At 59.1% G+C, this 25,890-nt stretch carries 25 protein-coding genes; 8 read left to right on the top strand and 17 right to left on the bottom strand.

Features of this window, described 5'->3' with window-relative positions; genetic code table 11:
* Positions 1-15: 15 nt before the first annotated feature.
* Complete coding sequence (locus J2W17_RS19240; RefSeq protein ID WP_307337609.1) at positions 16-1,038, bottom strand: hypothetical protein; 1,023 nt, start codon at positions 1,036-1,038, stop codon at positions 16-18.
* Positions 1,039-1,207: 169 nt separating this feature from the next.
* Between J2W17_RS19240 and J2W17_RS19235 the strand changes: the two genes are divergently transcribed.
* Positions 1,208-1,888, top strand: a complete 681-nt coding sequence (locus tag J2W17_RS19235; protein ID WP_307337606.1) for a TetR/AcrR family transcriptional regulator — start codon at positions 1,208-1,210, stop codon at positions 1,886-1,888.
* A gap of 211 nt (positions 1,889-2,099) precedes the next feature.
* Here J2W17_RS19235 and J2W17_RS19230 read toward each other — a convergent pair whose 3' ends face one another.
* The 3 genes from J2W17_RS19230 to J2W17_RS19220 form a co-directional block, all read right to left on the bottom strand.
* Complete coding sequence (locus J2W17_RS19230; protein WP_307337603.1) at positions 2,100-2,690, bottom strand: alpha/beta hydrolase fold domain-containing protein; 591 nt, start codon at positions 2,688-2,690, stop codon at positions 2,100-2,102.
* Positions 2,691-2,890: 200 nt separating this feature from the next.
* Entirely contained in the window at positions 2,891-3,085 is a 195-nt protein-coding gene (locus J2W17_RS19225) for a hypothetical protein (protein ID WP_307337600.1), read from the bottom strand.
* 79 nt (positions 3,086-3,164) lie between these two features.
* Positions 3,165-3,722 (bottom strand): nuclear transport factor 2 family protein, encoded by a 558-nt coding sequence (locus J2W17_RS19220; RefSeq protein WP_307337598.1) that lies wholly within the window; start codon positions 3,720-3,722, stop codon positions 3,165-3,167.
* A 148-nt stretch (positions 3,723-3,870) separates the two neighbouring features.
* On the opposite strand from J2W17_RS19220, the gene J2W17_RS19215 reads away from it, so the two are divergent.
* Both J2W17_RS19215 and J2W17_RS19210 read left to right on the top strand, forming a co-directional pair.
* Positions 3,871-4,815 (top strand): NADP-dependent oxidoreductase, encoded by a 945-nt coding sequence (locus J2W17_RS19215; RefSeq protein WP_307337595.1) that lies wholly within the window; start codon positions 3,871-3,873, stop codon positions 4,813-4,815.
* 96 nt (positions 4,816-4,911) lie between these two features.
* Positions 4,912-5,880: an SDR family NAD(P)-dependent oxidoreductase gene (locus J2W17_RS19210; RefSeq protein ID WP_307337592.1), complete on the top strand. Its 969-nt coding sequence runs from the start codon at positions 4,912-4,914 to the stop codon at positions 5,878-5,880.
* An 82-nt stretch (positions 5,881-5,962) separates the two neighbouring features.
* Here J2W17_RS19210 and J2W17_RS19205 read toward each other — a convergent pair whose 3' ends face one another.
* From J2W17_RS19205 to J2W17_RS19195, 3 genes are all read right to left on the bottom strand, one after another.
* Positions 5,963-6,982, bottom strand: coding sequence for an aldo/keto reductase (locus J2W17_RS19205; RefSeq protein WP_307337589.1), 1,020 nt, complete (start codon positions 6,980-6,982; stop codon positions 5,963-5,965).
* A 78-nt stretch (positions 6,983-7,060) separates the two neighbouring features.
* Positions 7,061-8,467, bottom strand: a complete 1,407-nt coding sequence (locus J2W17_RS19200) for an acyl-CoA reductase (RefSeq protein WP_307337585.1) — start codon at positions 8,465-8,467, stop codon at positions 7,061-7,063.
* Positions 8,464-9,819, bottom strand: coding sequence for a hypothetical protein (locus tag J2W17_RS19195; RefSeq protein WP_307337582.1), 1,356 nt, complete (start codon positions 9,817-9,819; stop codon positions 8,464-8,466). Before J2W17_RS19195 ends, J2W17_RS19200 begins: the two co-directional genes overlap by 4 nt.
* A 198-nt stretch (positions 9,820-10,017) precedes the next feature.
* Here J2W17_RS19195 and J2W17_RS19190 point away from each other — a divergent pair, with 198 nt between their 5' ends.
* A complete protein-coding gene (locus J2W17_RS19190; protein ID WP_307337580.1) occupies positions 10,018-10,833 on the top strand; it encodes a metalloregulator ArsR/SmtB family transcription factor in 816 nt (271 codons plus the stop codon).
* A 35-nt stretch (positions 10,834-10,868) separates the two neighbouring features.
* Here J2W17_RS19190 and J2W17_RS19185 read toward each other — a convergent pair whose 3' ends face one another.
* From J2W17_RS19185 to J2W17_RS19165, 5 genes are all read right to left on the bottom strand, one after another.
* Positions 10,869-11,837, bottom strand: a complete 969-nt coding sequence (locus J2W17_RS19185; protein ID WP_307337577.1) for an NAD(P)H-dependent flavin oxidoreductase — start codon at positions 11,835-11,837, stop codon at positions 10,869-10,871.
* A gap of 96 nt (positions 11,838-11,933) precedes the next feature.
* A complete protein-coding gene (locus tag J2W17_RS19180; RefSeq protein WP_307337574.1) occupies positions 11,934-12,908 on the bottom strand; it encodes an NAD(P)H-dependent flavin oxidoreductase in 975 nt (324 codons plus the stop codon).
* 101 nt (positions 12,909-13,009) lie between these two features.
* Positions 13,010-14,503, bottom strand: a complete 1,494-nt coding sequence (locus tag J2W17_RS19175) for an aldehyde dehydrogenase family protein (protein WP_307337571.1) — start codon at positions 14,501-14,503, stop codon at positions 13,010-13,012.
* Positions 14,504-14,596: 93 nt separating this feature from the next.
* Positions 14,597-15,427, bottom strand: coding sequence for an SDR family NAD(P)-dependent oxidoreductase (locus J2W17_RS19170; RefSeq protein WP_307337569.1), 831 nt, complete (start codon positions 15,425-15,427; stop codon positions 14,597-14,599).
* 117 nt (positions 15,428-15,544) lie between these two features.
* Positions 15,545-16,552, bottom strand: coding sequence for a phytanoyl-CoA dioxygenase family protein (locus J2W17_RS19165; protein WP_307337567.1), 1,008 nt, complete (start codon positions 16,550-16,552; stop codon positions 15,545-15,547).
* Positions 16,553-16,829: 277 nt separating this feature from the next.
* Here J2W17_RS19165 and J2W17_RS19160 point away from each other — a divergent pair, with 277 nt between their 5' ends.
* The 4 genes from J2W17_RS19160 (at position 16,830) to J2W17_RS19145 (ending at position 20,212) form a co-directional block, all read left to right on the top strand.
* Positions 16,830-17,429 carry a TetR/AcrR family transcriptional regulator gene (locus J2W17_RS19160; protein ID WP_307337566.1) on the top strand — a complete coding sequence of 200 codons (600 nt, stop codon included), beginning with the start codon at positions 16,830-16,832 and terminating at the stop codon, positions 17,427-17,429.
* A 106-nt stretch (positions 17,430-17,535) separates the two neighbouring features.
* Positions 17,536-18,348: an SDR family NAD(P)-dependent oxidoreductase gene (locus J2W17_RS19155; protein ID WP_307337564.1), complete on the top strand. Its 813-nt coding sequence runs from the start codon at positions 17,536-17,538 to the stop codon at positions 18,346-18,348.
* Positions 18,345-19,121 carry an SDR family NAD(P)-dependent oxidoreductase gene (locus J2W17_RS19150; RefSeq protein WP_307337562.1) on the top strand — a complete coding sequence of 259 codons (777 nt, stop codon included), beginning with the start codon at positions 18,345-18,347 and terminating at the stop codon, positions 19,119-19,121. The genes J2W17_RS19155 and J2W17_RS19150 overlap by 4 nt, the downstream gene beginning before the upstream one ends.
* A gap of 86 nt (positions 19,122-19,207) precedes the next feature.
* Entirely contained in the window at positions 19,208-20,212 is a 1,005-nt protein-coding gene (locus J2W17_RS19145) for a GlxA family transcriptional regulator (RefSeq protein WP_307337559.1), read from the top strand.
* 78 nt (positions 20,213-20,290) lie between these two features.
* Here J2W17_RS19145 and J2W17_RS19140 read toward each other — a convergent pair whose 3' ends face one another.
* The 5 genes from J2W17_RS19140 to J2W17_RS19120 are packed head-to-tail and all read right to left on the bottom strand — an operon-like array spanning position 20,291 to position 25,846.
* Positions 20,291-21,040, bottom strand: coding sequence for an SDR family NAD(P)-dependent oxidoreductase (locus tag J2W17_RS19140; protein ID WP_307337556.1), 750 nt, complete (start codon positions 21,038-21,040; stop codon positions 20,291-20,293).
* A 35-nt stretch (positions 21,041-21,075) separates the two neighbouring features.
* A complete protein-coding gene (gene cysN, locus J2W17_RS19135; protein ID WP_307337553.1) occupies positions 21,076-22,980 on the bottom strand; it encodes a sulfate adenylyltransferase subunit CysN in 1,905 nt (634 codons plus the stop codon).
* Positions 22,980-23,882, bottom strand: coding sequence for a sulfate adenylyltransferase subunit CysD (gene cysD, locus J2W17_RS19130; RefSeq protein ID WP_307337549.1), 903 nt, complete (start codon positions 23,880-23,882; stop codon positions 22,980-22,982). The genes cysN and cysD overlap by 1 nt, the downstream gene beginning before the upstream one ends.
* Positions 23,875-24,651: a 3'(2'),5'-bisphosphate nucleotidase CysQ gene (locus tag J2W17_RS19125; RefSeq protein ID WP_307337546.1), complete on the bottom strand. Its 777-nt coding sequence runs from the start codon at positions 24,649-24,651 to the stop codon at positions 23,875-23,877. Before J2W17_RS19125 ends, cysD begins: the two co-directional genes overlap by 8 nt.
* Before the next feature lie 31 nt (positions 24,652-24,682).
* Entirely contained in the window at positions 24,683-25,846 is a 1,164-nt protein-coding gene (locus J2W17_RS19120; RefSeq protein WP_307337544.1) for a sulfotransferase family protein, read from the bottom strand.
* Positions 25,847-25,890 lie beyond the last annotated feature (44 nt).

Below are 25,890 nucleotides of genomic sequence, written 5' to 3'. Positions count from 1 at the left end.
GACCGTTTGGATATTTCAGAGTCGAAATCTCAGTTTTCGCTCAGTGCCGGTTAGCGGGCTTATTTCGCCCCAAGCCCAGTACGTCTCTGGTTCTCTTGTGTCTCCTACCCGGCGCCAGCGTCCTTCGTTCTGAGGAGTCGACGGCTGAGATTTTCCGAGAAAATCAGGCATACGCCCTTTTGGATCGGGAATGAATTCCCATAAAGAGTCCCCGGCGCGCAGGTAGATGGCCTCAGGGAAGTTTCGATCGGGACCAGCCTTTACGATGGCTTCGACATCGGTGCAGGTGGTCACCAGCTGTTGGTCCGTGGTTATAAGTGCAAAACCCCATCGGTCATGTCCAGCACTAAAGTGACCGCCCTCAAATGAACCATCCTTATAACGGGTTCCCCAGGTGTACCAAGTGACGTGCGTATGAGCGCCGGCCATTGGATCGCCCTCGCCATACAGCATCGCGTTTTCGCGCATGAACACGGTGTCGGCGCAGACGAACCCACGAACATCACGGCCGGCTAGTTTACCCGTCACTTGGAACATTGCTGAAGCGTAATAGATACCTGAGTCAGTCTGCGGCAAGTACCAATGCAGGCCGGGGCCACAGAGGCTACCGTGCAATTCCATTACACCCTGCTCGCGCCATTGCAGCGTATCCGGACCGTAGACAATCTCGTAGGCGGCGCCGTCGGCGTCGGCCGGGCTACGACGAAAGGCGTTTCCGTTCTCAACGCCGCTGACAACGTTCTTGCCAGACGCGGCGCCTTGGAACAACGGGAGATCGAAACGCAGGCAACCCTCAGCATTCCTCGATGACTGGATGATTAGACTGTCCCGCCCTCCTTTGCTCGTGTCACAAAAGCGCCGGGTTAGGGAATACAGATGACCTTCGTCGTCTCGCAACGTCCCATAGTGCAACGCACCTTCCCAACTAAGGCCAAAATAGCCTCTGGTTTCAATCAGTCGCTCAGGTTCATATAAATGCGGTCCGACTAGTGGCTTGTAACCGAAATTACCTCGTTGAGGCCATTGCAGATTGGACATGTGCAGCGTTCTCCTATATGGAAAGTGTGCAGAGGCGCCGGAATCAACGTTTCGACCGGTGCTGTGCAGCGACTGATTGCAGGATTCACCGAAGCCGAAGCGAGCCAAGCGGGCCGCGGCCAACACCATAATGGTACGACAGTGTATCTTTATCAAGGGTTACTTGTACATGAAGCAAACCGTTTCCACTGGATCCACTTTTGCCGATTCGGCTGCTACAACAGGCGAGCTTCGCAAGCCGCGTAGAGGGCGCCCATCGCAAGCCGACGCGCCGCGTTTGGAGCAGCATCTGCTGGATATTGCGCACCGTCTTTTCGTCGCCAATGGATATGACGTAACGACCATGGATTCCATCGCGGTGGAAGCTCGTGTTTCCAAGCGAACTCTTTATCTTCGTTACCCTAGGAAAGAGCTGCTGTTCGCGGCGGTGGTAGCGGAGCATACGGTTCGCAGTTTCGAGGCGGTCCAGGCGGTGCTGGAGCAATTTGAAAGCAACCCTGAGCTGGATTTGCGCGCGCGATTAAAGATGTTGGGTCATGCCTTCGTGGAGCAAGCCGTTAATCCGGATACCCTGTCTTTAGATCGAAGTATGGCGACTACTGCCCAACGCTTCCCCGACCTGCTCGATTCACTGCACAGAGCTGGCTATGAGCGTGCGACTTCGATAGTCCAAGCCTTGTTGTCTGAGGCGGGGGCCATGGAGTCAGAGATTTCCGCCCAGGCCTTTTATTCGTTGCTGGTGCTTGCCCCGATTCGAGAGCGTCTAAGGGACGGCAAACAGCAGGTGCCAGACGTTGACCGGGTGATTGACTTCATTACTGCTGGGGCTCGAATTTCTACGACATGTTGAAGTCTGCATCAACGCATATTTGAGGCTCAAAGAAAGTATCTGTCTCAAATTGAAGTTCAACTCAAGGACTGGTGTATACCCGAGCAGTCTTTCGCAACAGCCCTGCAGTGCTTCTGCCTCAACTGGAGTGGATGACCGATCTACGACACATCAGAGCGACCACCCATTCACAACAAGCAGCACAAGCACTGCATATACTCATCGGCCGTATTTAGTTACCGAGGTGGAAATCGAAGAAATTCCAAATAACGTTCAGTGCGTCGGTTGCCTCGGTTACGCCCGGCGCGTTCCATACCGTTCCATGTCCCCAGCCCTCGGTGATATATAGATGGCTCTCAGCGCCTGCTTTCAAAAGCTTGACGTGGCTTGCGATGCAATCATTCATCATCATATCTCGCGTTCCCGTAAGAAAGAGTGTCGGCGGGAATTTTGCAAGGGCGTCAGGCGATACTGCAGGAGTTGCCAGAGGGTCATTCATGTCGGCACCTTCAAAGTAGGCTATTTGAGGGAGGACAGGAGTCGATGACGATACGCCATTGAAAATCGTCGCTATGACCTTGGAATCGCCGCCTCTGAGGAAATCGAAGCCTGTGCAGAAAACTCCTATTGCACCTGGGCGCGGCAGATTGTGTTTTTGAAACCAGAGCATAGCCTGGGCCGCCAGAATGCCTCCTGCGGAGCAGCCTTCGATGCCGATGTTCTCGGCCGGATACTGCTCCAGAAGAGCAGCATATACCGATGCTACGTCCTCACTAGCGGCTGGAAACCGATTTTCCGGACCCTGACGGTAATGAACCGACACGACCTTTATCGCACCGATTCCAGCTATGGGTACGGCCTCATTGAGTCCGCCGATCCCTCTCCCACCATGAATGCCCCTCCGTGCAGCACGATGAGGACACGATCCTTGTTTTTTTCGTGTATGCCCGCTTTTGGCGTGATGATATCGACATTGACGCCTCCTATCTTGCCCGGTTCAACATCAACGGGATAAACCGCTTTCTATTTGTTCAATGTAGGCAGCAGGTATTCATCGAGCAGGAGGCGGTATTCTTTGATGTCAGAGGCGACAGGATATTGATGATTGAGGAACTCCGTATAAACGGACTTTGCCTCGGGTGATAAATAGTCCGACACGGGAATTTTAAATGTATCGCTACCTTCTATCGTCCCAACCTCATTCACTTTGAACGTCATGTGTTTTTCCTTTTTGTTGTTTTCACACGTGTTAGAAGATTCTTAGGGATTCGATCACCCAGTGCAGCGCGCTCCCTCTTCAGAATGGCAAGTGGCCGCGAGCGCGGGTCACCGTCAACGGACGCTCGTAGGAAGGGTCGGTCTTATCGCGCGATGCCACGCCCGTAGCGGCATAAGCGTCCAGCGCTTCCTGAGGCAGAGGGAATTCGCCAAGCGCACCGTTCCATTCAATCACGCACTTGCGTGCAGCAATCGCCCACCTGCCGCCACGGCGTTCGAAACGGTCAAGATACCTGCCGCCACTCAGAGTGAGGCCTGGACCGACCTGGTTCTTGCCCGAGAATATCCAATAGGTTTCGGTGTGCGCCGTATCCCCATCCAGATCGCAACGATGATTGAGCACGTAATGTTTATGGCTGTGTTGATACTTGGCGTGATAAGCGAACGCCCAGTCGATGAACTCATCTACCGACCCGACAAACGCGCCATGATCATCCAGGGCATCGTCGTGATACACGCTTTTCACCATTTCCCGGTCGAATCTGTCCACGCCGCTGCAATACCGAATGATGCAGTCATGGATTTTTTGACGGTCGATGAGTGCTTGCACTTCAACAGGAACGAATGGGCTGGTCATGGGCTTTCCTTTTCTTGTCAGAGGTACCGCATCGATTCAATAAACGTCGCGAAGCCTTGCTAAAAAACGCTTCATCTATCTCGCCAGGGATGCCATTATCTGAACGGCGATCAGATAATAGAATAAAAAACGATTGAGGGAGAAAAAAATGAAAGCGATTCGCTTCCATCAATACGGAGGGCCCGAGCAACTTGTTTTGGATGATGTAGCCACGCCGGGCATACGGGCCAACGAGGTTCTGGTGCGAATTCATGCGGCGAGCGTCAACCCGGCGGACTTCAAGTTTCGCGCAGGCTGGTTCAGGGATTTCGTCAACCTTGCCCTGCCCTTCATTCCAGGTGCGGATTTTTCCGGTACGGTGGAGAAAGTCGGCTCGCAGGTCGACGACTTCAAGCCTGGGGATGATGTGTTCGGCATGCGGGACGTCCAGGCGGGCGGCAGCTACGCGCAATACATCGCTGTGAGCAGCGACGCAATTGCCTTGAAACCGAAGCATTTGAGCCATGCGCAAGCAGCTGCGGTGCCGTTGGCCGCGTTGACTGCATGGAGCGCTCTGTTCGATCACGCACAGCTGAAACAGGGGCAGCGAATACTGATTCATGCCGCGTCAGGCGGCGTCGGAACCTACGCTGTCCAATTGGCCAAACTTGCGGGTGCTGAAGTCATCGCCACAACGTCTACGCCCAACGTGGACCTGGTTCGCTCGCTGGGCGCTGATCAGGTGATCGATTATCGGCTTGTGGACTTTGCAAGCGTCGTGCGAGATGTCGATGTGGTTCTGGACGCTCTTGGCGGTGAAGGCCAGGCGAAATCGATGAGTACGCTGCGACAAAATGGCCTGATCGTGACGCTGCAGCCGCCAGGGGTCGATGCCGCCCTCGCGCAACAGATGCAGGTGCGTACAGCATTGGTGGCAGTCTGCGCTAATGGCACTCGTACCGCCGAACTGGCTGCGCTTCTGGACAAGGGCACTCTGAAACCCGTGATTGATCAGCAATTCCCCCTGGCGGATGCAGCCCAGGCCCACGTTCGCAGCGAGTCGGGCAGGACGCGGGGCAAGATAGTTCTGACCATGGATCAAGAACCCGAGTAGATCACTTCTCATTGGCCATCACGCTGGCGCTTGAAGGCCGGGCATCGGCTTGCTTGGCGCTGGCGCCGGCCCGTTACAAAAAGGGGGAAAACCCAAATGCTCAATTTCGATGCAAAAGTCGCTCTCATCACCGGTGCAGGACGCGGCATCGGCCGCCAGCACGCCCTCTCGTTGGCTGAACGCGGCGCTTTTGTCGTGGTGAATGATTACGGCGTCAACGGGCGCGGCGAGCAAGGCGGGAATGCCGACCCCGCGGCTTCGGTGGTGGCCGAGATTCACGCTGCAGGCGGTCAGGCCATGGTCGCTTGCTACGATATCGGCGACAGTGCCCAGGTAACCGAGATGATGGATGCGGTCATTGCCCGGTGGGGCAGGATCGACATGGTGATCCACAACGCAAGCACCTACGCGGACCTCGACTCGTTCGAATCGACCCGCGTGGAAGACCTTGAACGCATCATGCGCGTCAACGTGACCGGAGGCTGGAATGTCGTCCATACCGCCTGGCCGCACATGCAGCGCCAGGGAGAGGGCCGCATCGTCATGACAGGTTCAGGAGCCGGCATGTTCGGTCGTCGTCGCGATCAAGCGTACAGCGTGGCCAAAAGTGCGCTAATAGGCCTGACCAAAGTGCTCGCCACCGAAGGCGAACGCCAGGGCATCAAGGTCAACCTGGTGGGGCCGGTAGCGTTCACTGACCAGTCCAAAGCTCAAGGCATACCCTCGATCATGGAACGTTTCGCCCCGCCGATCATGGTCAGCAACCTGGTGATGTTGCTGGCCCATACCGATTGCCCGGTGAATGGTGAAATGTTCCATTGTGGTGGCGGATTCGTCTCACGGGTATTCGTGGGGGAAACGTCCGGCGTGACATTCACGCTGGAGGATATGTCGCCCGAAGGTTTGCTCGAAGCATTGCCACGGATTATGGATGAGACTGGCTACGCCGTGCCCAGAAGCTCTGACCAATCAGGTGCGCGGCTGTCAGCCGGTATCGCGGCGGTCAATCCGGAATTTGCCGAGGTGCTGGCGGCTGCGAAACGCGCGCGTGATGCCGCACGGTAAGACGGCTTGGAAGACAGCCCGGGGGCGGCGATCTTTCACCGCTCCCGTCGATTCGGGGCCGCTGCACGGCCCCTTTAAGGCACTACGCCTTGATCACGTCTTGGAAACCCCCGAGTACAATGCCTTTAGTACGCTTGATGAAGTCATGCGGATAGCCCAACTCCAGGTGGCTGAGCTGGTCCAGTGACGCCACTTGATCTGCGTCCAGCTGGAAATCCAGACAGGCCAGGTTGTCGCTCAATTGTGCCAAGGTCCGCGCTCCCAGCAGTGGGATCACGCCTGGCTTGGCACGTAGCCAGTTCAACGCCACATGCACGGGATGCCTGTCCAACTGTTCGGCCAGTGCGCTCACCCCCTTGGCGATTGCGAGGCTACGCTCATCGAGGGGCTTGAGCTGGAAGGTCTCCAGACGTTTGCCCTGAGTATCGTCAGCATTGCCATATTTGCCGCTGAGAATGCCACTGGCCAGCGGCGACCATGCGCAAACGGAAAGCCCCAGCGCTGCAGCCATAGGCAGCAATTCGCGTTCTGCCGCGCGTTCGATCAGGTTGTATTCGATCTGCAGCCCCACGAACGAGGTCCAGCCCCGCAGCTCGGCCAGGGTATTGGATTGCGCCACTACCCAAGCCGGGGTATTGGAGGCTCCGATATAAAGGATCTTGCCCTCTCGAACCAGATCGTCCAATGCACGCATTACCTCATCCACCGGGGTGATACCGTCCCAGCAGTGCGTCCAGAGCACATCCAGGTAGTCAGTGCCCAGCCGACGCAGGCTGGCCTCCACCGAACGCTTGAGACTTTTGCGCTGGTTCCCGGCAATGTTCGGATTGCGCGAGCCGGGTACATGGAAGCTGTACTTGCTGGCGATGACCGCTTCATCCCGGTGCCCTTTGACCAGGCGTCCCAGGATTTCCTCCGAGCGACCATCGGAATAGATTTCGTTGGCCGTATCAAAGAAATTGCCACCCGCGTCGCGAAACGCGCGATAGATCGGCCCAGCCTCCTCCTCGGAAGTACCCCACTGTTTGGCCCCGAATGTCATGGTTCCCAGGCAAAGCTCCGATACTCGCAACCCGGAACGGCCGAGAAGTTGATAATTCATGTGTTTTCTCTCTGTTGAATTTGAATGTCAGGAACCGCCGTACGACACGGCGGTGATGTAAATCTTGAGCACCTGGCCCTATCCCTCGTCATTGACCCAACGAACAAAGCGCTGCAGAGGGTTGAAACCATCGTGGGGCAAGCCCGCTTCCACGCCAGCGGAACCACCAATATTCACAACTCGTTGCGCCCCGGCGCAGGCCAGCCGGTCGCGCAACTGCGCCTTGCGTTCTGGCGGATAGACGCCCACCGTCTGCGTGGCGATGTTTACATGACGAACAGCGTCCTGCAGATCATCCACCTGCACGACATTGACGACCTTGCCATCAGGGTGGAAATCAACAGGCTCTTGGGAGCGGATTACCAGCCCTTCCCCGCCGTGCCCGCCCCATACGCGATAGGACGGCTCGAGCATCCGCAACCCGTCGATTTCATCGCGCAGTTCTGCGGACACACGCGGTCCGATCGCCGATGCCGTCGGCCGGTCGATATTCATCCGCTGTTGCAACAAGGCGCAGAATCGGTCCACCTGCTCGGTGCTTCCCTCGACGAACTGGAAGCGGCTGGAGGCGCAGGCTTGCTGATTCATCAGCGTCACATCAAAAGCCGCCTTGTCGGCGACGGCTTCCAGCGTGTCCTGCGAGTCGAACACCTCGCGGCCGATCATGGAGATGGAAGTTTTCGGATCGAACGACACCAACTCGAACCCTGGGCCGATGTATTTGCTCACGCTGCGGATCGCGCTGTCCCCACCCCAGGCAACCACCTTGTCAAAGAACTGTGGCCTGAACAGCGCGCGCTCGACCTGCTCATCGCCGCCTCTCCAGTACACCGCAGAGAAAGAACGCGTGAGCGGGTGGCCAGGCGCCACGGCAGCCATGGCGCGCAAAATGGCGGGTGCCGTGAACAGGTCGTTCGAGGGCAGCTTGAGCAGGTGCACGCCTTTGGTGAGCGCGCCCCGCACCACCGTCAAGGCCGAAACCCCTGGAGCGTTGCCCGCAACGATGTGGATCAACCTTGGGGGGAACGCACGGATGCGACTTTGCCGTCCGCTTGGAGCGTCGTTGATCACACGCCAACCATCCAATACGTCGGCGCCACCCAGCTCGGTGCGAATCTGAAACTCCAGGCTCGTTCGGTTGAACGGTGCCGAGATGTTCTCGTAGGAAAACTCCATGATGTGACGCGGCAACGGGCCGGTCCTCAGCGAGTTTTCCAGGGCCTCGGCGACGAGGCCGTGCGGGTCCGACTTGAGCAACTGCCCCGTCTGCTCCAGAACTTCGATGATCTCAGCAACAGGCGTATCGAATGCAGGCCCGGGCCGGTCGCGCGTCCACACCAACTGGTCGAGGTCCAGCCTGGGCGTCGCAAAGCGCGCGCGCGCGGGCCCATGCTCACATTCAGCGCCGTGCACTGTCTGGCCCTTGATGAAGTGGCAAACCGTAACCGTACCGGGCACTTGTTGTGCTGTGGGAGAATGGTTCATTCTGCAAGCGCTCCTCGGATGTAGGCATCTAGCGTCCCGGCGCAGCCGATGTGATCGTCCTGGCCGATCTGGCTGAAACGGGTGATGTTGTCGAGCAAGGTCGGGCCATGCCGCCCACAGGGACAGCTGTCGGAAAAATCGACAGTCACTTTGTCGCCCGTGATGACACCGCCCCACCGGCCTTCGTACAGCAGGTCGAGAAACGCGAAGCGCCCCTCGGCAAAACCTTCTGCGTTGGCATCTTCCATCGTTAACAAGCGCTCGCCAGACTCATCAGTGATCAACCAGATCAGACCCGGCGCGCGGTGATAGCGCCCGGCTTCACAGCGGGGCATCAGTTGGGCGATTTCAGTCATGCCGTAGGCCGCGGGGCGGATGACATTGCCATAGAATCGAGCGACCTGATCCTGGTAATCCGCAGGCAACACCACGCCTTTTATGCCGCCCCCCGCCTGAACGATGCTCTGGGGATGGAACTCACCGTCACCGATTCCGCGCTCGCGGGCGCACTCGATGATCATCATGTGCTGGGCCCACAGCCCGCTGATCATGATGGGCTCATGCCGGTGATCAAGAATTTTATCCGCAAGCTTGCGCATGTCCTCAGCACCCTGGCGAGCCTTGAGTCGTGCCGCTGCTTCGAAGGCCTGGATTTCCTCGGGCAGTGCAGTACCTTCCGCGATCGCCTTGCGCATGGCAGCGGCGCGGCTGACCTCACTGATCAGCAACGGCTCTTCGGTCAACGCATACATTGCTCCCGCACGCCCCCAATTCAGGCGGCCGATCTGCGCCGATTCGATGGCGCTGTTATAGCCATTGATAGGGCCCAGCCAGAACAGCGCCCGGTTGGGCTCGGCGCGCACGAACGGCCAACCGGTGGCGTGTTTGTAATGCAGCGCCTTGTTCTCTTGATCGGCGGCGGTGTGATTGAGGAAGGAACATTTGCCACTCGAACCACTGGTCGCCAGCGGTCGGTGCCCTGCCGCATACAAGCGTTCAAGCCACTCATCAACGTCCTTCACGCCTGTGACATCGACGTTGCTGACATCAGCCACGGAAAGCGTTTGCAGCCACTGAAGCATCCGATCCCATTGATTGTTGTCGATGAAGGTTTGCGGGTAGGACTTGTAGACCGTGTGAGAGAAAAGCAGCGGCACCAGCTGCTCGAAGCTGTCGATTCGAGTGATGCCCGCTTCCTCCGCACGGTGACGCAACAGTGGTATCTGTTCGATACGGACCTCGAACAGCTCTTGCGCAGCGAGCAACTGCAGTTCATGAATCTGTGCTTGAGGCTGATCGAACGCATTGGGCTCGACGATCTGATCAAGCAATTGTTTTCGTATGGGCGTCATTGAATACCTCAGCTTGTTGTTCTTATATGTGAACGGCATTTACTTTCCTGGGGAAATTAATAGCCCGGTTTCAAGCCGTGGTCAACCTCTTCTTTACGACTGCGTTTGCAATGACCTTTAAATCAATATAACCATGGCCTCTGTTGGATACAGCTGCTAACTTCAAGCCTCATTACTGCAACCACCAATATGACAGCCATGACTAACCAATCTGATGTTCTTACGGAAGCCTTTATTGCCTTGGCCGACCCCACTCGACGGACACTTTTCGAGTTACTGGCGACCGCACCGTCATCCGTTGGCGCATTGGCGCAGCAAATGCCGGTCAGCCGCTCTGCGGTTTCTCAGCACCTCCAGGTGCTCCATAAAGCCGGATTGATCGAGCAAGCCAGAAGTGGTCAACGGCGAATTTATGCGCTCAGGAAAGAAAGGCAGGGAGTGCTGGAGAAACTGAGCGAATACGCGCGCGCATTCATGGAGACCACAACAATCATTGCGGATGAATGCGGCCCACCTCTACGCGACGATGATCGATCCGAAATGGAACAGTTGAATTGGCAGGCGGTGAACGCCGAGGTCGATACTCAGGTCGTTGCGCTGGCGAGTCGGTTTTATGTTGCAGGTCACCGCATGGAGCAACTCCTGGCACGCACGGCTGCACGTCACCGCTTGAACGTCGGAGAAGCGATGATTCTAGGTACGTTGAAGCGTCTGGGCAGCGAACGCGCTTGCACACCCACTCAATTGGGCCGGCACTCGCTGATATCCCTGCCGGGCATTGCAAAACGGCTTAGCCGTCTCGAACAGATGGGCCTGATCGAGCGCACGATGGCTGATCAGGATCGGCGCTCGGTACAGGTTAATTTGACAGACGCAGGAGCGAAGGTCTTCGAAGCGATCAGCCACGAACAGTTCACCCACAGTTACGCAGGCTTCACTGCTCTTTCCGACACCCAACGCGATGGGCTGGATGACGTGTTGGATCGCCTGCTGGCGACACTGCCGCCACTCTGACACGGCTCAGAGCGGCCCTCATTCTGGAACCCCGCTCACTCTGAAAATCGTGTGAGACGTTCGTCAATTACCACACGTGCTTGCGACATGATCGCTTGCACCAGCTCCGCGCAACTGGGTATGTCATGGATGAGCCCTACTCCCACGCCCGCGGCGTAGGCACCATCGTCCGGGTCGCCACGCTCCGTGGCGCGCACCCAACGCAGGCCGCTGGCCAACGCCATTATTTCATCATGCCCCGCTCCGACCTTTTCCATCTCCAGTATCTGTTCGGTCAAAGCGTTGCGCAGCACCCGCGTCGTATCGCCGATGCTGCGACAAATCAGCGTGGTGTCGCGCTCGGTGGCCGCCAGGTAGCGTGCCTTGATCGCTTCAGGCATAGGCGACTCCTGAACCATCAGAAAGCGCGTGCCCATCGCTATCCCCTCCGCACCCAGCGCCAGGGCGGCTACAAGGCCGCGACCGTCGGCAAATCCTCCGTTGGCGACCACGGGGATTCTCAACTGATCGACCGCCGCCGGAATCAGCACCATATTGGGCACATGGTCCTCCCCCGGATGGCCTGCCGCTTCGAACCCGGTCAAGCTGACCGCATCCGCTCCCAACTGTTGCGCTTTCAGGGCAAAGCGAACCGCCGTGCATTTATGCAATACCTTGATTCCAGCTTCCTTGAAGGCAGCGATGAAATGGGCTGGATTACCGCCCGCCGTTTCCACACAAGTGATGCCCGCATCCAGGATGACCCTGGCACTGTCTTCAGGCCTGACGCTGAGCTTGGGCAGGATCGTCAGGTTGACGCCAAAAGGCTTGCTCGTCAGGCCTCGGGTTTTCTCGATTTCTTCGTGCAAGGCAGCCGGGGACGGGAAGCTGTGGGCGGACAGGAACCCCAGCCCGCCCGCGTTGGCAACCGCGGCCACAAGCTCGGCGCGCGACACATAACGCATGCCGCCCTGGATCAGGGGGTACTGGATACCGAACAGTTCAGTGATTCTGGTCTTGAACATGATGACTCGCTCGAGGAGGTGATGCCTGGCCCGACAGTCGGCGCAAAGGCGCTCTGCAGTCGCAGCGCGCCATAAAGCACTTCCCGTCGGTGTCGATCAGGCTGAAGCCAGTTCTGCCGCCTGGGCAAGTTGTACTCGGCATTCGCGTACCATGCGATCGAGCAATTCCTTGCAGGTGGGAATGTCATTCATCAGGCCAATTGACTGGCTGGCCCACACCAGGCCGTCGTTCACGTTGCCCGACTCCAGCGTCGCGCGACCTCGAGCACCAGCTACCAGCGGACGCACGTCCTCGAATGTGCAGCCACCAGGCTGACGCTCGATGGCCACGACCTGCTCGGAAATGGCGTTCTTGAACACCCTGCCGCTGTTTTTCAGGGTTCGGAAAATCAAAACGGTGTCGCGCTCGCTGCCTTGCACCACTGATTCCTTGATGCCGGAATGGATCGGCGCCTCCTGCGTGAGCATGAAACGTGTACCCATGTTTACGCCCTGCGCGCCGAGCACCAGTGCAGCCGCCAATCCATAGCCATCGGCAATGCCGCCGGAGGCGATGACCGGGATGCTGAGCGCCTTGACCGCTGCCGGGATCAGCACCAGGCCGCCGACATCATCTTCGCCGGGGTGCCCCGCGCATTCGAAGCTGTCGATACTGATGACATCGACGCCACTGCGTTGCGCACTCAGTGCATGGCGGACCGAGGTGCACTTGTGCAGGATGGTGATGCCGGCTGCCTTGAGCTTGTCAAAGTATTCCTTGGGACAGTTACCTGCTGTCTCAACGATCTTCACGCCGCTGTCGATAATTGCCTGAAGATACTCGGCATAGGGCGGCGGGCTCGCCGTCGGCAGTACGGTCAAGTTAACGCCGAAAGGCTCACGAGTGAGCGTGCGGCAACGTTCAATCTCATCGCGCAACGCATCAGGCGTCGGCTGCGTCAGCGCGGTCAGAATGCCAAGCCCACCGGCATTGGAAACCGCAGAAGCCAGTTCGGCGCGCCCCACCCACATCATGCCCCCCTGAATAATCGGGTAGCGAATGCCCAGCAGCTCCGTCACTGCAGTTTTCATGATGCCCTTCTCCTCATGCGCTGATATTTGCTTGTTCTTATATTTGAACGTCATTCAACTTATCATGCTGTCCCCGACCGAACAAGCCTCCCGGTCATTGCTCACTCAGGCATCACGCTCACCCCGACGCCCTTGATACGGATGAACTCATCGAGGCCCGCCTTGCCTCCCTCACGGCCAAATCCCGAGAGGCCAACGCCCCCAAACGGCGATGCAGGATGCAAGGCGGGAGTGGCCCGGTTGATGTATACCGTGCCCGCGTGCAGGCGATGAATGAGACGCTGGCTGACGTTCAGGTCATTCGTTTGCACGTAAGCGGCCAATCCATATTCGGTTGCATTGGCGAGGGCTACAGCCTCGTTTTCATCGCGGACTTTGAAGGCGCAAAGCACCGGCCCGAAGACCTCTTTCTGGGCAATGGAGGCGTAGGGGTCCGTATCGGCAATGAGGGTGGGCTGGATGAAATTGCCCTGCCCCTGCACTGCGGTGCCTCCAGCGAGAAAGCGGCCAACATTGCCAGCACGCGCTGCGCCGATCATATCCAGCACTCGTCCACTGGCCTTCGTGTCGACCATTGGCCCAACGATCACGTTCTCGTTGAGCGGGTCGCCATACGGCAATTGTTCGACAGTGGCCTGCAATGCTTCCAGAAACGGCTCGTACACCGCCTCATGAATGATCAAACGGGTTGGCAGCGCGCAACCTTGCCCGCTATTGGACAGGCCGAATGTGGCGCAATAAGCTGCCGTGGAAGCAATGTCGACATCAGGAAAAACAATGTTGGCTGATTTACCGCCCAACTCAAACACCAATGGCTTAAGGGTGTCTGACGCGGCCCGCATGATCGCTCGGGCGGCTTCCGGGCCGCCGGTAAAGGAGATCTTGTCCACACCCGGATGGCTCACCAGTGCCGCACCTGCCGCGACCCCACCTGGCAACACGTTGATGACACCTGGCGGCACACCGGCCTCAAGCGCCAGCTCGGCAAATAGTTGCGAACTGAAAGGTGTGGATTGGGCGGGCTTGATCACAACGGTGTTGCCCACCGCAAGCGACGGCGGGACTTTCATCGCCAAGGACAGCAAAGGCGCGTTCCAGGTGATGATATGCCCGATCACGCCATAGGGCTCAGGGACTGTGTACTCGAAATGACCCGCTGGCGATGCACCCGTTACGAGCCCTTCGATCTTGTCCGCCCAACCGGCGTAGTAGCGCACCCAGGCACTGATACGCGGCGCCATGCCGTGCACCATGGTGCTTAACGGAATGCCGTTTTCGACCACGGCAATTTGCGTAAAACGCTCCATGTTTTGATCAATCAGGTCGGCAAAACGATCAAGAATCTGTCGGCGCTGGACAGGCTTCATCGCACGCCATGCCGGGTAAGCGGCGCGTGCAGCAGCAACGGCCATCACGACTTCATCGCGCCCCGCCATGGGAATATCCATCTGAAACTGTCCCGTCGCGGTATTGCGGTGACTGAATGTGCCGCCGCTCCCGCGCCCAAGGCTGCGCTCACCAATCAGCAGGTTGACAGGGGGCAACGTGGCGGCAATCGCAGCGTGCTGCGCCGGGTTCGGGGGAATGAATATCATCGTCCAGATTCCTTTTGGCTTACCCAGTGTGGCCTTGCAACGTAGGCGGGCCCCTCAAACGGGGCCCATGGATAAACGGGACAGTGAAACTGATCAGTTTTCGTCCGCACCTGCCTCGATCAACGCATGCGCGGACATCGGGCCGATCTCCGTCACGCCACCGTCGACCGGCAGGTGCACGCCGGTGATGAAGCGCGCTTCATCGCTGGCCAGGAATCGAACCGCCAGGGCAACGTCCCACCCGTCACCTTCAATGCCGAGCGGGCCGACATTTTTACGCGTGACGCGCATCTGTGCGGGCAGCAGCGACATCGCTAAGGGAGTGAGCACATGACCAGGAGCGACCGTGTTGGCGCGAATGCCCTGGCGCCCATAAAGAACGGTCAATTCGCGCGCAAGCGCAGCCATTGCAGCTTTCGATGGTCCATAGGCGATACTTCCATGGGCGCGAATGCCTGCTATCGAAGAAATATTGATGATCGAACCGGCACCGTTGCGAATCATTTCAGGCACGGAGTAGCGGCTCATCAGCATCGCGCTGGTCAGGTTGATGTTGAGCACCCGCATCCACGCCTCTTCGTCCGGCGCGTCCAGGGTGACTGGCGTCGCCACACCGACGTTGTTGACCAAAATATCGAGGCGACCGTAAAGGGCGACCGTTTGCTCGACAATGCGGGCACAGTCATCGCGCAGCGTCACGTTGCCGGTGCAAACGAAGGCTTCAGCGCCCATGTCCTGGATATGCTTGAGAGTGTCCTGCGCACGTTGGGCGTCTAGGTCAACGAGGCATACCTTGGCCCCTTCGCCGGCGAGAACGACGGCGATGGCACGGCCGATCCCGATGCCGTCGCCTTCGGCGCCAGCTCCCGTGACGATCGCGACCTTACCGGCCAATGTGGCGTTGTAATGCTTGGGTTGAGGCATGATGGAACTCCGAATTCGTGCGGGGTCCGAGCAGGCAGCAGGATGACCCCGGCCCGCCTGCCCGATGGGCATGGCGCGCCGGGGAGCCATCTGGCCACTCGGTTTTCAGTCAGGGAATCAGTGAATCGAACGCACCAATGTCGCCGCCCGTCCGTCGTCGCTGTTGACGAGTACGGTCTCGCCGTGCTGGAACGTCTGCGGAATGTCAGCACCTTCGCGCTTCTTGCCATCGGTCCCGCGCACGTACGTCTGGGGCTCGATATCGAATGTCCTCTCTAGTTGAGTGCTGTCGTCACGCAGGGTGATTTGCTGCGGCGTAATGCTCACCACACTGCCAATCGAGGGCACCTTGCCCGAAGCTTCGGTCACACGAATGTCCATCGACATGCGAAAGCGGTCCCGGGACTGATTAGTGAGCCCGCTATGCGGCAGATTCAAGTCGAAAATCATGATATCCCCGGCTTCGAAATCGGCACGTTTCCAACCCTCGATGGGAATGAGGTCGGTTGGAATGGGGAACTGTGGCGGGTTGCTCAGATCATGCAGAATCGGGCCGCGATGGGCACCCTCCACCCAGGCACAGCCGCCCACTTCATCGTCCACCGTATCGATGGGCACCCAGCAGATTTTCATCTCCAGGCCACGGCTGTAAAAGCCATCCTGGTGCGGATAGATAAAACGGTTCTGGCCCGGATCTTCCACAGGTGGATTCGCCCGGTATTCGGCGATAGGTAACCAGAACGGATCGTCGCCCAGCAACTCCTTCATGGTGGCGACAATCTTCGGGTTCTCGGTCAGCATGCGGTGCATGTTGTTGTGATTGAACTCGCTGACACGCGCCAGCTCGGCGGGAGAAACGCTCTTGCCTTCGAAACTGGACCCGTTGTAGCGGTTTTCATTGACACCCGGATCGATCAGACCATGGCGCTGGAGATAGTCGATCCAGCGCGCACGCATTTCGCCGATCACGCCTTTGTCCAATACATCCTTGAAGTACCAGTAACCGTCTCGCTCCCAAGCCTTGTTGAGCGCCTCGCGGTCACCGAGCAAATGATTGGCAGTCTTCAACTGCCCCATTGTCCGGGGCTGTTCCAACGGTACGGCTTGTGCATTTTTATTGTTCATGGACCGTCTATCCTTCTGGCTCGCGTTCGGCCAAGCAGGTTGATGATGCCCCATGCTGCCACCCCTTCGCCCCCACCATTAGGGTCGTATTCGACATAATCAGGGGGTGGATTCAACATCTCGACCGCCCACCCTGTTTTTCGGACGCTCCGCAGTTGTGAAGCGAATAAACACCCCCTCAACGCCGTATCGCGTTTTTCTATAGATCTATTGAATTCCTTTGAAGTGCCAGCTACCGTGCCTGCACCCTCTCCATTGCCATGCCCCGGAAATAACCATGTCTAACAGGCCAAGTACCGACAAGTATTCCCGACGTCGCCTGGAAATTCTGATGGCCGCCGCCTCGGTGATTGCTGAAAAGGGCTTCCATGGCTGCCGGACTCAAGACATCGCCGATCGGCTCAATCTAAAACAGGCAAGCCTGTACTACTACTTCCCGACCAAGGAAAGCGCACTGGAAGCGGTGTGCATCTATGCCGTTGAGGAGTCGACCAACCGGCTACGCCAGATCACGCAGAACACCGGAGCGCCGCTGGCCGATCAGATTCATGCCGTGATTCATGCCTATTTGCACGATCTGGACACCCATCGGGATTGCATGATCGTGCTCGCCGAACAACGTCGTTATCTGGGCCAGGACCAGCAGGTTGCGGTCCGTGCACAGAGGCGCGAATACCGAGCCCTGCTCGAGCAGATGCTTGAGGATGCGCGCGCAGAGGGCCAATTGAGCGCTGACATCGATTGCCAACTCGCCGTGCGCGCCCTGATCGACCTGTGTCATTGCGCCGCCTTGAGACTGCAGCGCAACCCCGGACATGACGCGACGTACATCATCGACCAATACTGCCGCCTCTTCTGCAAGGGTATTGAGCGTTGAGTTCGAAGACGCCCGTCCTGAGAGCGGTTGGGTAATGCACCAGACCGGGCAAGGGTGATCAGTACCTTCGCTCGAGCCAGCAACGTCATTAGGAGGATGAATCATTATGAATCAGCTCAGCGGCAAGGTGGCGCTCGTCACTGGATCCACCCAAGGCCTCGGCGAGGGCATTGCCATGCGTTTCGCCCAGGAAGGCGCGAAACTGATCGTCAACGGACGATCCGAAGAGAGGGGCAAAAAGGTCGTGAGCGCCTTGCAGCAGTTGGGTGCTGAAGCGATATTCATACGCGCCGACCTGACCGACAAGGCGCAGGCACAGCGCCTGGTCCGGGACGCGGCACAGCACTTCGGCCGTCTCGACATCCTGGTCAACAATGCCCAGGTGGTACCGCCACTGGCGCCTGCCGCATCTGCAGTCAACGACGGGCTCCTCGACGTAGCGCTGCACTCCGGGTTGTATGCTTCGCTCTGGACCGGACAAGCCGCGCTTCCCTGGTTCATCCAGGCCGGCGCTGGCCGCATCATCAACTTCGCCTCGGTGAACGGCGCCTATGGCAGTCGCTACGGGCTGGCCTACAACGCTGCCAAAGAGGCCATTCGCGGCCTCACCCGAACCCTGGCCAACGAATGGGGACGTCACAACATTACCGTTAACGTGGTGTTGCCCTCCGGCTGGAGTCCGGCATATCAGGCTTTTTATGGTGATGACCTGCAGAAGCTCGAAGGGGTAGCCCGGCAGACGCCCATGCGTCGTCACGGACGAGCTCAGGAAGATATCGGTTCAGCGGTGTTGGGGCTCGCGAGCGACGACAGCCGATTCATCACAGGACAATCACTCTACATCGATGGCGGTCAGAACTTGCTCGGTCTGCCTCAATTGCACACCCTGGAACCTCTTCAGCAGGAGATTGCGCCATGAGCCGGCTGCAAGGTAAACATGTGCTGGTCCTGGGCGCCGATGCGATCGGCCGCGGGATCGCCATCCGTTTCGCGCGGGAAGGTGCTCGGTTGGCAATACTGGACCCAAAGCTCGCCCTCGCCCAGGAAGTCGCCGACACCATTGAAGCCAGCGGCGGCTGTGCCGTCGCATTTGTCGGCGCCTTTGACGCACAGGTTGGCCCGACACTGCAAACCGCCATCGCCGCACTGGGCGGTGTCGATGTGCTGGTCAATAACGTCCTGCCCATGCCCGTCATCGCTCCCCTTGAAGAGCAATCGGCCGATGCGTTCAACGACGCGTTCGCCCGGATCCAGGCAGCGGTGTGCGCGATGCAGGCAGCACTGCCCGCCATGCAACAGGCAGGCGGCGGACGTATCGTCAATGTCGGACACCGTTATGGCGAGGGTGTCAACGAAGCGCTGGCCGCATACAACTGCGCCGCGTGGAGCCTGGCTGGCCTGACGCGAACCGCGGCGGTCGACTGGGGGCGCTACCAGATAACCACCAACCTGCTGCTGCCATTGGCCGATACGCCTGAAGTGCGACAGTGCCACGCGCGTCGCGCCCGGGTCATGGACCTGATGATCGAACAGCTCCCATTGGGGCGTCTGGGCGATCCGATTGAAGACGTTGGCGCAGCGGCGTTGTTTCTGGCTTCGGACGCCTGCACCTTTGTCAATGGCGAGACCCTGCATGGCGACGGCGGCCAGCACGTGGCCGGGCCGGTGTTGAATCCCGCACGGTTCGGCTGACTGGCCAATGCCGGTGAACAGAGATGCGTCTGACGCCTGGCTTGCGCCATACTGCGCCAAGGCGCCCCACTGACAAGGACCAATAAATGTCGGGTTTCGCAGTCGTCGGCCTCTCAGGCGCTTACCTTTCCAGCCTGGGTGTCTTCCTTGATACATTCGAGCTTATCGGCCGGCAAGTCATTGAGCTGTATCGCACCCGCGAACCGATTGCGATGCAGACCCGCGTTCATCTGCTGACGCTCGACGGACGCCCTGCCCGATTGGCCGGAGGCAGAACCCTCCCTTCCGACGGTGGCCTCGACGCGCCGGTCCAGTATGACCTGATCCATCTTCCGGCCTTCATCTTTGATGACCAATCGACACTGCCGCCCTGGCTGGATAAAAACGGCCTGCTCTGCCAGTGGTTGATTCGCCAGCACGCCGGCGGCGCACTGATTTCGGCCAGTGGCTCTGCGGTTTTCCTGCTGGCCGAAGCTGGACTCCTGGGCGATGGCACCGCGACGATTGCTCGCCCGTTGATACATCTCTTCCGCCGCAGGTACCCCAATATTCGCATTGATCATCGCTCGGCGGTGGTGGAACACGGACGGGTCATCAGCGGCAGTGGCCTGGCGGCGGATATTCAGCTACTCACGCGTGTGGTGGAGTACGTCACCACCCCAGAGCTTGCCCGCTGGTTGAGCGATGTGACGAGCCTGCACCAGGCCGCCGAAGATCACCTGGCAGACGACCCGCTCACCGCCAACGCTCAGCTGTGGCTGGAAGAGCGTTTTGCCCAGGACGTGCGCATCTCGGAGCTTGCCAACGCCATGGCCGTCAGCCAGCAGACAGTCCTGCGACATTTCCAGCGGCATCTGGGGACCACGCCTCAGGAATACGTGCGGCAACTGCGAATGAAATCCGCGCAGGGATTGCTGATGCGCACCAGCCGCCCCATCGCGCAGATCGCGACACTGTGCGGTTACAGTGATGTGCAGACCTTTCGCAAGGTCTTCCGAGAGTATGTCGGGGCAAGCCCGAGCCAATACAGGGCCCACGGCAAGGACGCCTCCTCCGGGCACCTTCCCCGGACCCGGTTGCCGGTCCATTGATCGGCAACTGTGCTTTGAAGGCGTGCAGCCAGCCAACCGGTAATCCTGGCGACATCCTTGTCGCCGAGATTCCAAGGCTCACACTCCCGCCGTGCGCCCATCATCGATCACCTGCATTGTCCCCGTGATGCCCGTCGACTCGTCGCCTCCCAGGAACAGCGCAAGGCTTGCCACTTCATGTGGCTCGATCATGCGCGCGCTGGTACGAGCCAACAAGGCAGCCATGCCCTCTTCCGACACCTCGTCGAAGATGGACGTTCGAGTCATGCCCGGGCAGATTGCATTGACCCGTATTCGGTGCTCGCGATATTCCAGGGCTGCTGCACGGGTCATCATCAGCAATGCGCCTTTGGATGCCAGGTAGGCAATGGCATTGCAGGTGGCTGAAAAGGCGCCAACCGAGGCCACATTGATAATCGACCCTCCACCCGACGACATCATTGCAGGCAAAGAGTATTTCATCATCAGGAACGCCCCTCGCTGGTTAACGCCGATCACCCGATCCCAATCCTCGAGTGCTACCGCGTGGGTCGGAACCCTTTCACGCGGACCGATGCCTGCATTATTCACCAGCACATCAAGGCGACCATAGCGGGCTTGCACATGATCGAGCAGCGCTTGCACCGCCACCGGCTCACTGACGTCGCAGCCCCGACTTTCCAGGCTGCCGCCAACGTCGCGTGCAGCGCCAGCGGGTTCCAGCTCAAACACATTGAGGTCAACAGCGACCACCTGCGCCCCCTCTTCGGCAAACCGCAACGCCACTGCGCGGCCGATACCCGCTGCGGCACCTGTGACCAGGGCGACCTTTCCAACCATTCGCGACATGACACTTCCTCCCTGCAACAAACCACCGTGAATGTTTACCCAGCCAGAACACCGCGCTCACGCATGCACGCGACTATTTGCCGTGCGGCGTCGATCGCGCTCTGGCGGGTCGTGTCGATGTAGACGTCCGGTGTCAGTGGCACTTCATAAGGCGAGTCGATGCCGGTGAAATTCTTCAACGCCCCCTGACGCGCTTTCTTGTAGAGCCCCTTGGGATCGCGTTGCTCTACGACTTCCAGAGGGGTGTCGACGAAGATCTCGATGAACTCCTGCTCTTCCACCAGACTGCGCGCAAGCTCCCGCTCGGCTCTGAAAGGCGAAATGAAGGCGCTGATGACCACGAGCCCCGCATCGACCATCAAGCGGGACACCTCTGCAATGCGGCGGATGTTCTCGACGCGGTCGGCGGCAGTGAATCCAAGATCCTTGTTCAAGCCATGTCGAACGTTGTCGCCGTCGAGCAGGTAGGTGTGCACGCCCAGCGCATGAAGCTGCTGCTCGACCAGGTTGGCAATGGTCGACTTCCCCGTACCCGACAGGCCGGTCAACCACAACAGCACGGGCTTGTGACCATTGAGCTGGCCACGGGCCGACTTGTGAACCTCGACCGCTTGCCAATGCACGTTCTGCGCACGACGCAGCGCAAATTGCAGCATGCCTGCGCCCACCGTCAGGTTCGTGATCCGATCGATGACGATGAAACTGCCCATATCGCGGTTCTGGCTGTAGGCATCGAAGGGTAACGGCCGATCCAGCGAGAGGTTGCACACGGCAATGTCATTGAGCTGCAGGGTTTTACCCGGAAGATGCTGCAGCGTATTGACGTCAACCAGATATTTGGGCGTCGAGAAAGTCCCGGCCACGGTGCTCGCCCCCATTTTTACCAAGTACGGGCGGCCGGGAAGCATTTCGTTCGCATCCATCCAGACCAGCGTGGCCTGAAACTGATCGGACACTTCGCAAGGATCGCTTGCGGCCACGAGCACATCGCCGCGGCTGACGTCGATCTCGTCCGCCAGGGTTACCGTGATGGACTGGTGATGCTGGGCCGACTCGAGGTCACCGTTCAGGCTGACAATGCGTGCGACCTTGCTGTTGGTGCCTGACGGCAGCACGCGCACATTATCTCCGGGGCGCAGCGTGCCACCCAGTATGCGACCTGAGAAACCGCGAAAATCAAGATTGGGCCGATTGACCCACTGCACCGGCATGCGGAACGGCGCATCACCACTTGCACTCTCGATGTCCACGTTTTCAAGGTAGTGCATCAAGCTGGGCCCCGTGTACCAGGAGGTATGGGCGCTTGGCTCGGTCATGTTGTCGCCCTTGAGCGCTGACAGCGGGATGCTTTGAATGCAGCTGAAACCCAGTTTTTCCGCGAACGCCCGATAGGCTTGGTCGATGCGCTCGAAAATCTCCTGCTCATAATTGACCATGTCGAGCTTGTTCACGGCCAGCACCACGTGCTTGATGCCAATCAGCGAAACCAGATAGCTGTGACGGAAGGTCTGGGTCAACAAGCCTCTGCGAGCATCAACAAGAATGATCGCGACATCAGCCGTCGAAGCGCCGGTGACCATGTTGCGGGTGTATTGCTCGTGTCCCGGGGTATCAGCGACGATGAACTTGCGCTTTTCGGTGGTGAAAAAACGGTAGGCCACGTCAATCGTGATGCCCTGCTCCCGCTCGGCACTCAGGCCATCGACCAGCAGGGCGAAATCCAGCTGGTCGCCCTGGGTCCCGCTTTTTTTCGAGTCAGCCTCCAGGGTAGCCATCTGGTCTTCCAGCAGCGCTTTGGCTTCATAAAGCAATCGGCCGATCAGCGTGCTCTTGCCATCGTCCACACTGCCGCAGGTGATGAAACGCAGCAGCGTCTTCTGCTCGTGCAATTTCAGATATTGATCGATGTCCTGCTCGATGAGTGATGTGCTCGCGTTCATCAGAAATACCCCTCGACTTTTTTCTTTTCCATGGAGCCAGAGCTGTCGTGATCGATCACGCGCCCCTGACGTTCAGTGGTGGTGGACAGGAGCATTTCCTGAATGATGGCGGGCAACGTTGCGGCCTGTGATTCCACCGCGCCGGTGAGCGGATAACAGCCAAGGGTGCGGAACCGCACGCTGCGTGTCTGCACGCTTTCGCCCTCGCGCAATGGCATCCGATCGTCGTCGACCATGATCAGCGCGCCGTCGCGCTCGACCACGGGCCGCTGGGCAGCCAGATACAGCGGCACGATGGGGATGCTTTCCCGGTAGATGTATTGCCAGATGTCCAGCTCGGTCCAATTCGAAAGCGGGAATACACGAATACTTTCACCGGGATGCTTACGCGCGTTGTACAAACGCCAGAGCTCCGGACGTTGGGCCTTGGGGTCCCAACGCTGTTGCGCGGACCGGAACGAGAACACGCGTTCCTTGGCGCGGGATTTTTCCTCATCACGACGGGCACCACCGAATGCCAGGTCGAATTTGTGCAGAGCCAGGGCCTGTTTGAGCCCTTCGGTTTTCCACATATCGGTGTGCAGGGAAGAACCATGGGTGAAAGGATTGATGTTGCGCGCTTCGGCTTCCGGGTTGCGGTGGACCAGCAACTCCATGCCGGACTCCTTGGCCATCTGCTCGCGCATGCGGTACATCTCCTGGAACTTCCAGGTGGTGTCGACGTGCAGCAGCGGAAAAGGTGGGCGCGAAGGGAAAAAAGCCTTGCGTGCCAGATGGAGCATCACGGCGCTGTCCTTGCCGATTGAGTACAGCATTACCGGGTTTTGTGACTCGGACACCGCCTCCCGGAAAATGTCGATGCTTTCGGCTTCAAGGCGCTGCAAGTGGGTCAAATCAGACATGATGAAACTCCTCGTGCCGCAGGCACTCGGCAATGGTCGACAATAAAGAGGCAGCCAGCTCCGGACGGCAGATCAGCAAGTCGGGCATGAACACCTCTGTCTGGTTGTAGCGGCAGGGGCTGCCATCGATGCGCGAGGCGTGAAGGCCCGCCGCCAATGCAACGCCGACGGGGGCGCAGGAATCCCATTCGTACTGGCCCCCTGCGTGCAAATAGGCATGCGCCTCACCCCGCACGACGGCCATGGCCTTGGCACCTGCCGAGCCCATGGGAATCAGTTGCGCCCCCAGGCGCTGCGCTACTTGCTCGGCGATGCGGGGCGCCCGGGTGCGGCTGACCAGAATCTTCAGCGGGCCTTCGAGCGCTGCCGGCAAGGCCGGCGGCGCGGCGCCACTGAATGTCTGATCCAGGGCCGGCAGGCACACCGCGCAGGCCACGTCTGCTACACCGTCCTTGACCAGACCGACATGCACCGCCCAGTCCGCACGGCCTTCTGCGTATTCCCGGGTACCGTCGAGCGGGTCGACGATCCACACCCGGCGCCTGGACAGCCGGGCCTCATCGGCAGCTTCTTCTTCCGAGAGCAGGCCATCGTCCGGTCGATGCCGACGCAACAAGTCGGTCAGCAGGGTGTTGGCCAGACGATCGCCGTGGGCTCCCAGACAGGTCGCTGGCAGCAGGCCGTGTTCGCGCAGTCTCAACAGGTGTTCACCGGCAGCGATCGCCAGGCGGGACGCCAGTTGCGCGTCGTCGAGTATTGATTCAGACATTCAGGCACCTCCTACAGGTGTCGGTCGGCTTTCACGCCAGGGCATGTCGCTGGATGTAAGGCGCGAAACGTTGATTGATCCCGGCCGAGTCAAGGCCGAAGGTTTCAGCGCTGTAGCGATGCTCGCCATGGCGAGCCTCCGGCGCGGCACTGATCCGCTCCAGCATTCGAGCCCGTGCCTCGTCGCTCAGGGTCAGCCCGAAGTGCTGATAGATGTTCTGGACGACCACCATGGGCTCACGTTGAATGTCGCTTTGCAGTACATCCAGAAACTGCCCTGGTGCACGGGCACGCGCCTGGTGCGCATCGTCCACGGCAGCTTGCCAATAGCGGGTTTCCCGCTGCCCGATGGCGTGCGCATCAACGCCCTCCTCCAGGATTGAACGCGCCTCGCGCAGCACGCTGCACAGTGAGGGCAATGCACTGGCCGGGGAGCGATGGGTCTGAACCACACAGGCGTCGGGAAAAACGTCGAGCAGGGCGTCGACCTGCGCCACATGCCCCGGATTTTTCAGGAGCCAGGTTTTCTGTGGGCTGTTGGTGCCGATCAGCTGGATCACTTTCAACAAGCGCTTGTAACTGCTGGCTTCGCTTTGCTGCAGCCACCAACGGTCGTAGTCGGGAACACGCAACGAGGAGCCGAAAAAATTGCTGCAGAAGTTTTGCTTGAGCACTTCGAGGCACTCATCCACGTCATCGGCGCGCATGTCGTGGGCGGCACGCATGTGAGGCGCTGCGGCAAAAAACTGCTCGAGCCCGGCCTCGCACGCTTGATACCAAGGATTATCAGCCCAGGAATCGCGCTCGGGTCTGGGCATCGGGAACGCTGTCAGCCACCGTTCCATGCCTTGAAACTGCGGGTCCATGGACAGCAGCTTGTGCAACGCAGTCGTGCCGGTGCGGGGTATTCCGATTACGATAAGCGGGCGCCGCACAGGCTGCTGCAAACACTGCGGGTGGGTTTTCCAGCCCTGCTCGCTGAACAGACGCGAAATCAGCACCCCCACCAGCAGATTCCACGCAAACGCTCGACCCTGCGGCTTGAACGCCGGCCCGTTTTCATCCAGCGCAGCGAGCAAACGCTGCAACCCCGGAAGGTATTCGGCGGCATCGCCGAAGTCGGACAATCCTGTTGCGGCGCTGGCGGCGGCATGCAGCTGCCCCTCCGCGCCTTTGAAAGTGGCGGAAATAGTCATGTCAGTCTTCTCTGAAGATAGGTAGGGAGTGGCGAAGGCCACGT

It is taken from the genome of Pseudomonas lini, assembly GCF_030812475.1.
GTDB lineage: Bacteria > Pseudomonadota > Gammaproteobacteria > Pseudomonadales > Pseudomonadaceae > Aquipseudomonas > Aquipseudomonas lini_A.
The sequence above is the reverse complement of the archived record's forward strand: the minus strand, read 5'-3'. Positions and strand labels throughout refer to the sequence as shown.

Coding starts and splice junctions, on each gene's coding strand:
- J2W17_RS19240 (WP_307337609.1), bottom strand. CDS start 1,038: ATGTCCAATCTGCAATGGCCTCAACGAGGTAATTTCGGTTACAAGCCA.
- J2W17_RS19235 (WP_307337606.1), top strand. CDS start 1,208: ATGAAGCAAACCGTTTCCACTGGATCCACTTTTGCCGATTCGGCTGCT.
- J2W17_RS19225 (WP_307337600.1), bottom strand. CDS start 3,085: ATGACGTTCAAAGTGAATGAGGTTGGGACGATAGAAGGTAGCGATACA.
- J2W17_RS19220 (WP_307337598.1), bottom strand. CDS start 3,722: ATGACCAGCCCATTCGTTCCTGTTGAAGTGCAAGCACTCATCGACCGT.
- J2W17_RS19215 (WP_307337595.1), top strand. CDS start 3,871: ATGAAAGCGATTCGCTTCCATCAATACGGAGGGCCCGAGCAACTTGTT.
- J2W17_RS19210 (WP_307337592.1), top strand. CDS start 4,912: ATGCTCAATTTCGATGCAAAAGTCGCTCTCATCACCGGTGCAGGACGC.
- J2W17_RS19205 (WP_307337589.1), bottom strand. CDS start 6,982: ATGAATTATCAACTTCTCGGCCGTTCCGGGTTGCGAGTATCGGAGCTT.
- J2W17_RS19200 (WP_307337585.1), bottom strand. CDS start 8,467: ATGAACCATTCTCCCACAGCACAACAAGTGCCCGGTACGGTTACGGTT.
- J2W17_RS19195 (WP_307337582.1), bottom strand. CDS start 9,819: ATGACGCCCATACGAAAACAATTGCTTGATCAGATCGTCGAGCCCAAT.
- J2W17_RS19190 (WP_307337580.1), top strand. CDS start 10,018: ATGACTAACCAATCTGATGTTCTTACGGAAGCCTTTATTGCCTTGGCC.
- J2W17_RS19185 (WP_307337577.1), bottom strand. CDS start 11,837: ATGTTCAAGACCAGAATCACTGAACTGTTCGGTATCCAGTACCCCCTG.
- J2W17_RS19180 (WP_307337574.1), bottom strand. CDS start 12,908: ATGAAAACTGCAGTGACGGAGCTGCTGGGCATTCGCTACCCGATTATT.
- J2W17_RS19175 (WP_307337571.1), bottom strand. CDS start 14,503: ATGATATTCATTCCCCCGAACCCGGCGCAGCACGCTGCGATTGCCGCC.
- J2W17_RS19170 (WP_307337569.1), bottom strand. CDS start 15,427: ATGCCTCAACCCAAGCATTACAACGCCACATTGGCCGGTAAGGTCGCG.
- J2W17_RS19165 (WP_307337567.1), bottom strand. CDS start 16,552: ATGAACAATAAAAATGCACAAGCCGTACCGTTGGAACAGCCCCGGACA.
- J2W17_RS19160 (WP_307337566.1), top strand. CDS start 16,830: ATGTCTAACAGGCCAAGTACCGACAAGTATTCCCGACGTCGCCTGGAA.
- J2W17_RS19155 (WP_307337564.1), top strand. CDS start 17,536: ATGAATCAGCTCAGCGGCAAGGTGGCGCTCGTCACTGGATCCACCCAA.
- J2W17_RS19150 (WP_307337562.1), top strand. CDS start 18,345: ATGAGCCGGCTGCAAGGTAAACATGTGCTGGTCCTGGGCGCCGATGCG.
- J2W17_RS19145 (WP_307337559.1), top strand. CDS start 19,208: ATGTCGGGTTTCGCAGTCGTCGGCCTCTCAGGCGCTTACCTTTCCAGC.
- J2W17_RS19140 (WP_307337556.1), bottom strand. CDS start 21,040: ATGTCGCGAATGGTTGGAAAGGTCGCCCTGGTCACAGGTGCCGCAGCG.
- cysN (WP_307337553.1), bottom strand. CDS start 22,980: ATGAACGCGAGCACATCACTCATCGAGCAGGACATCGATCAATATCTG.
- cysD (WP_307337549.1), bottom strand. CDS start 23,882: ATGTCTGATTTGACCCACTTGCAGCGCCTTGAAGCCGAAAGCATCGAC.
- J2W17_RS19125 (WP_307337546.1), bottom strand. CDS start 24,651: ATGTCTGAATCAATACTCGACGACGCGCAACTGGCGTCCCGCCTGGCG.
- J2W17_RS19120 (WP_307337544.1), bottom strand. CDS start 25,846: ATGACTATTTCCGCCACTTTCAAAGGCGCGGAGGGGCAGCTGCATGCC.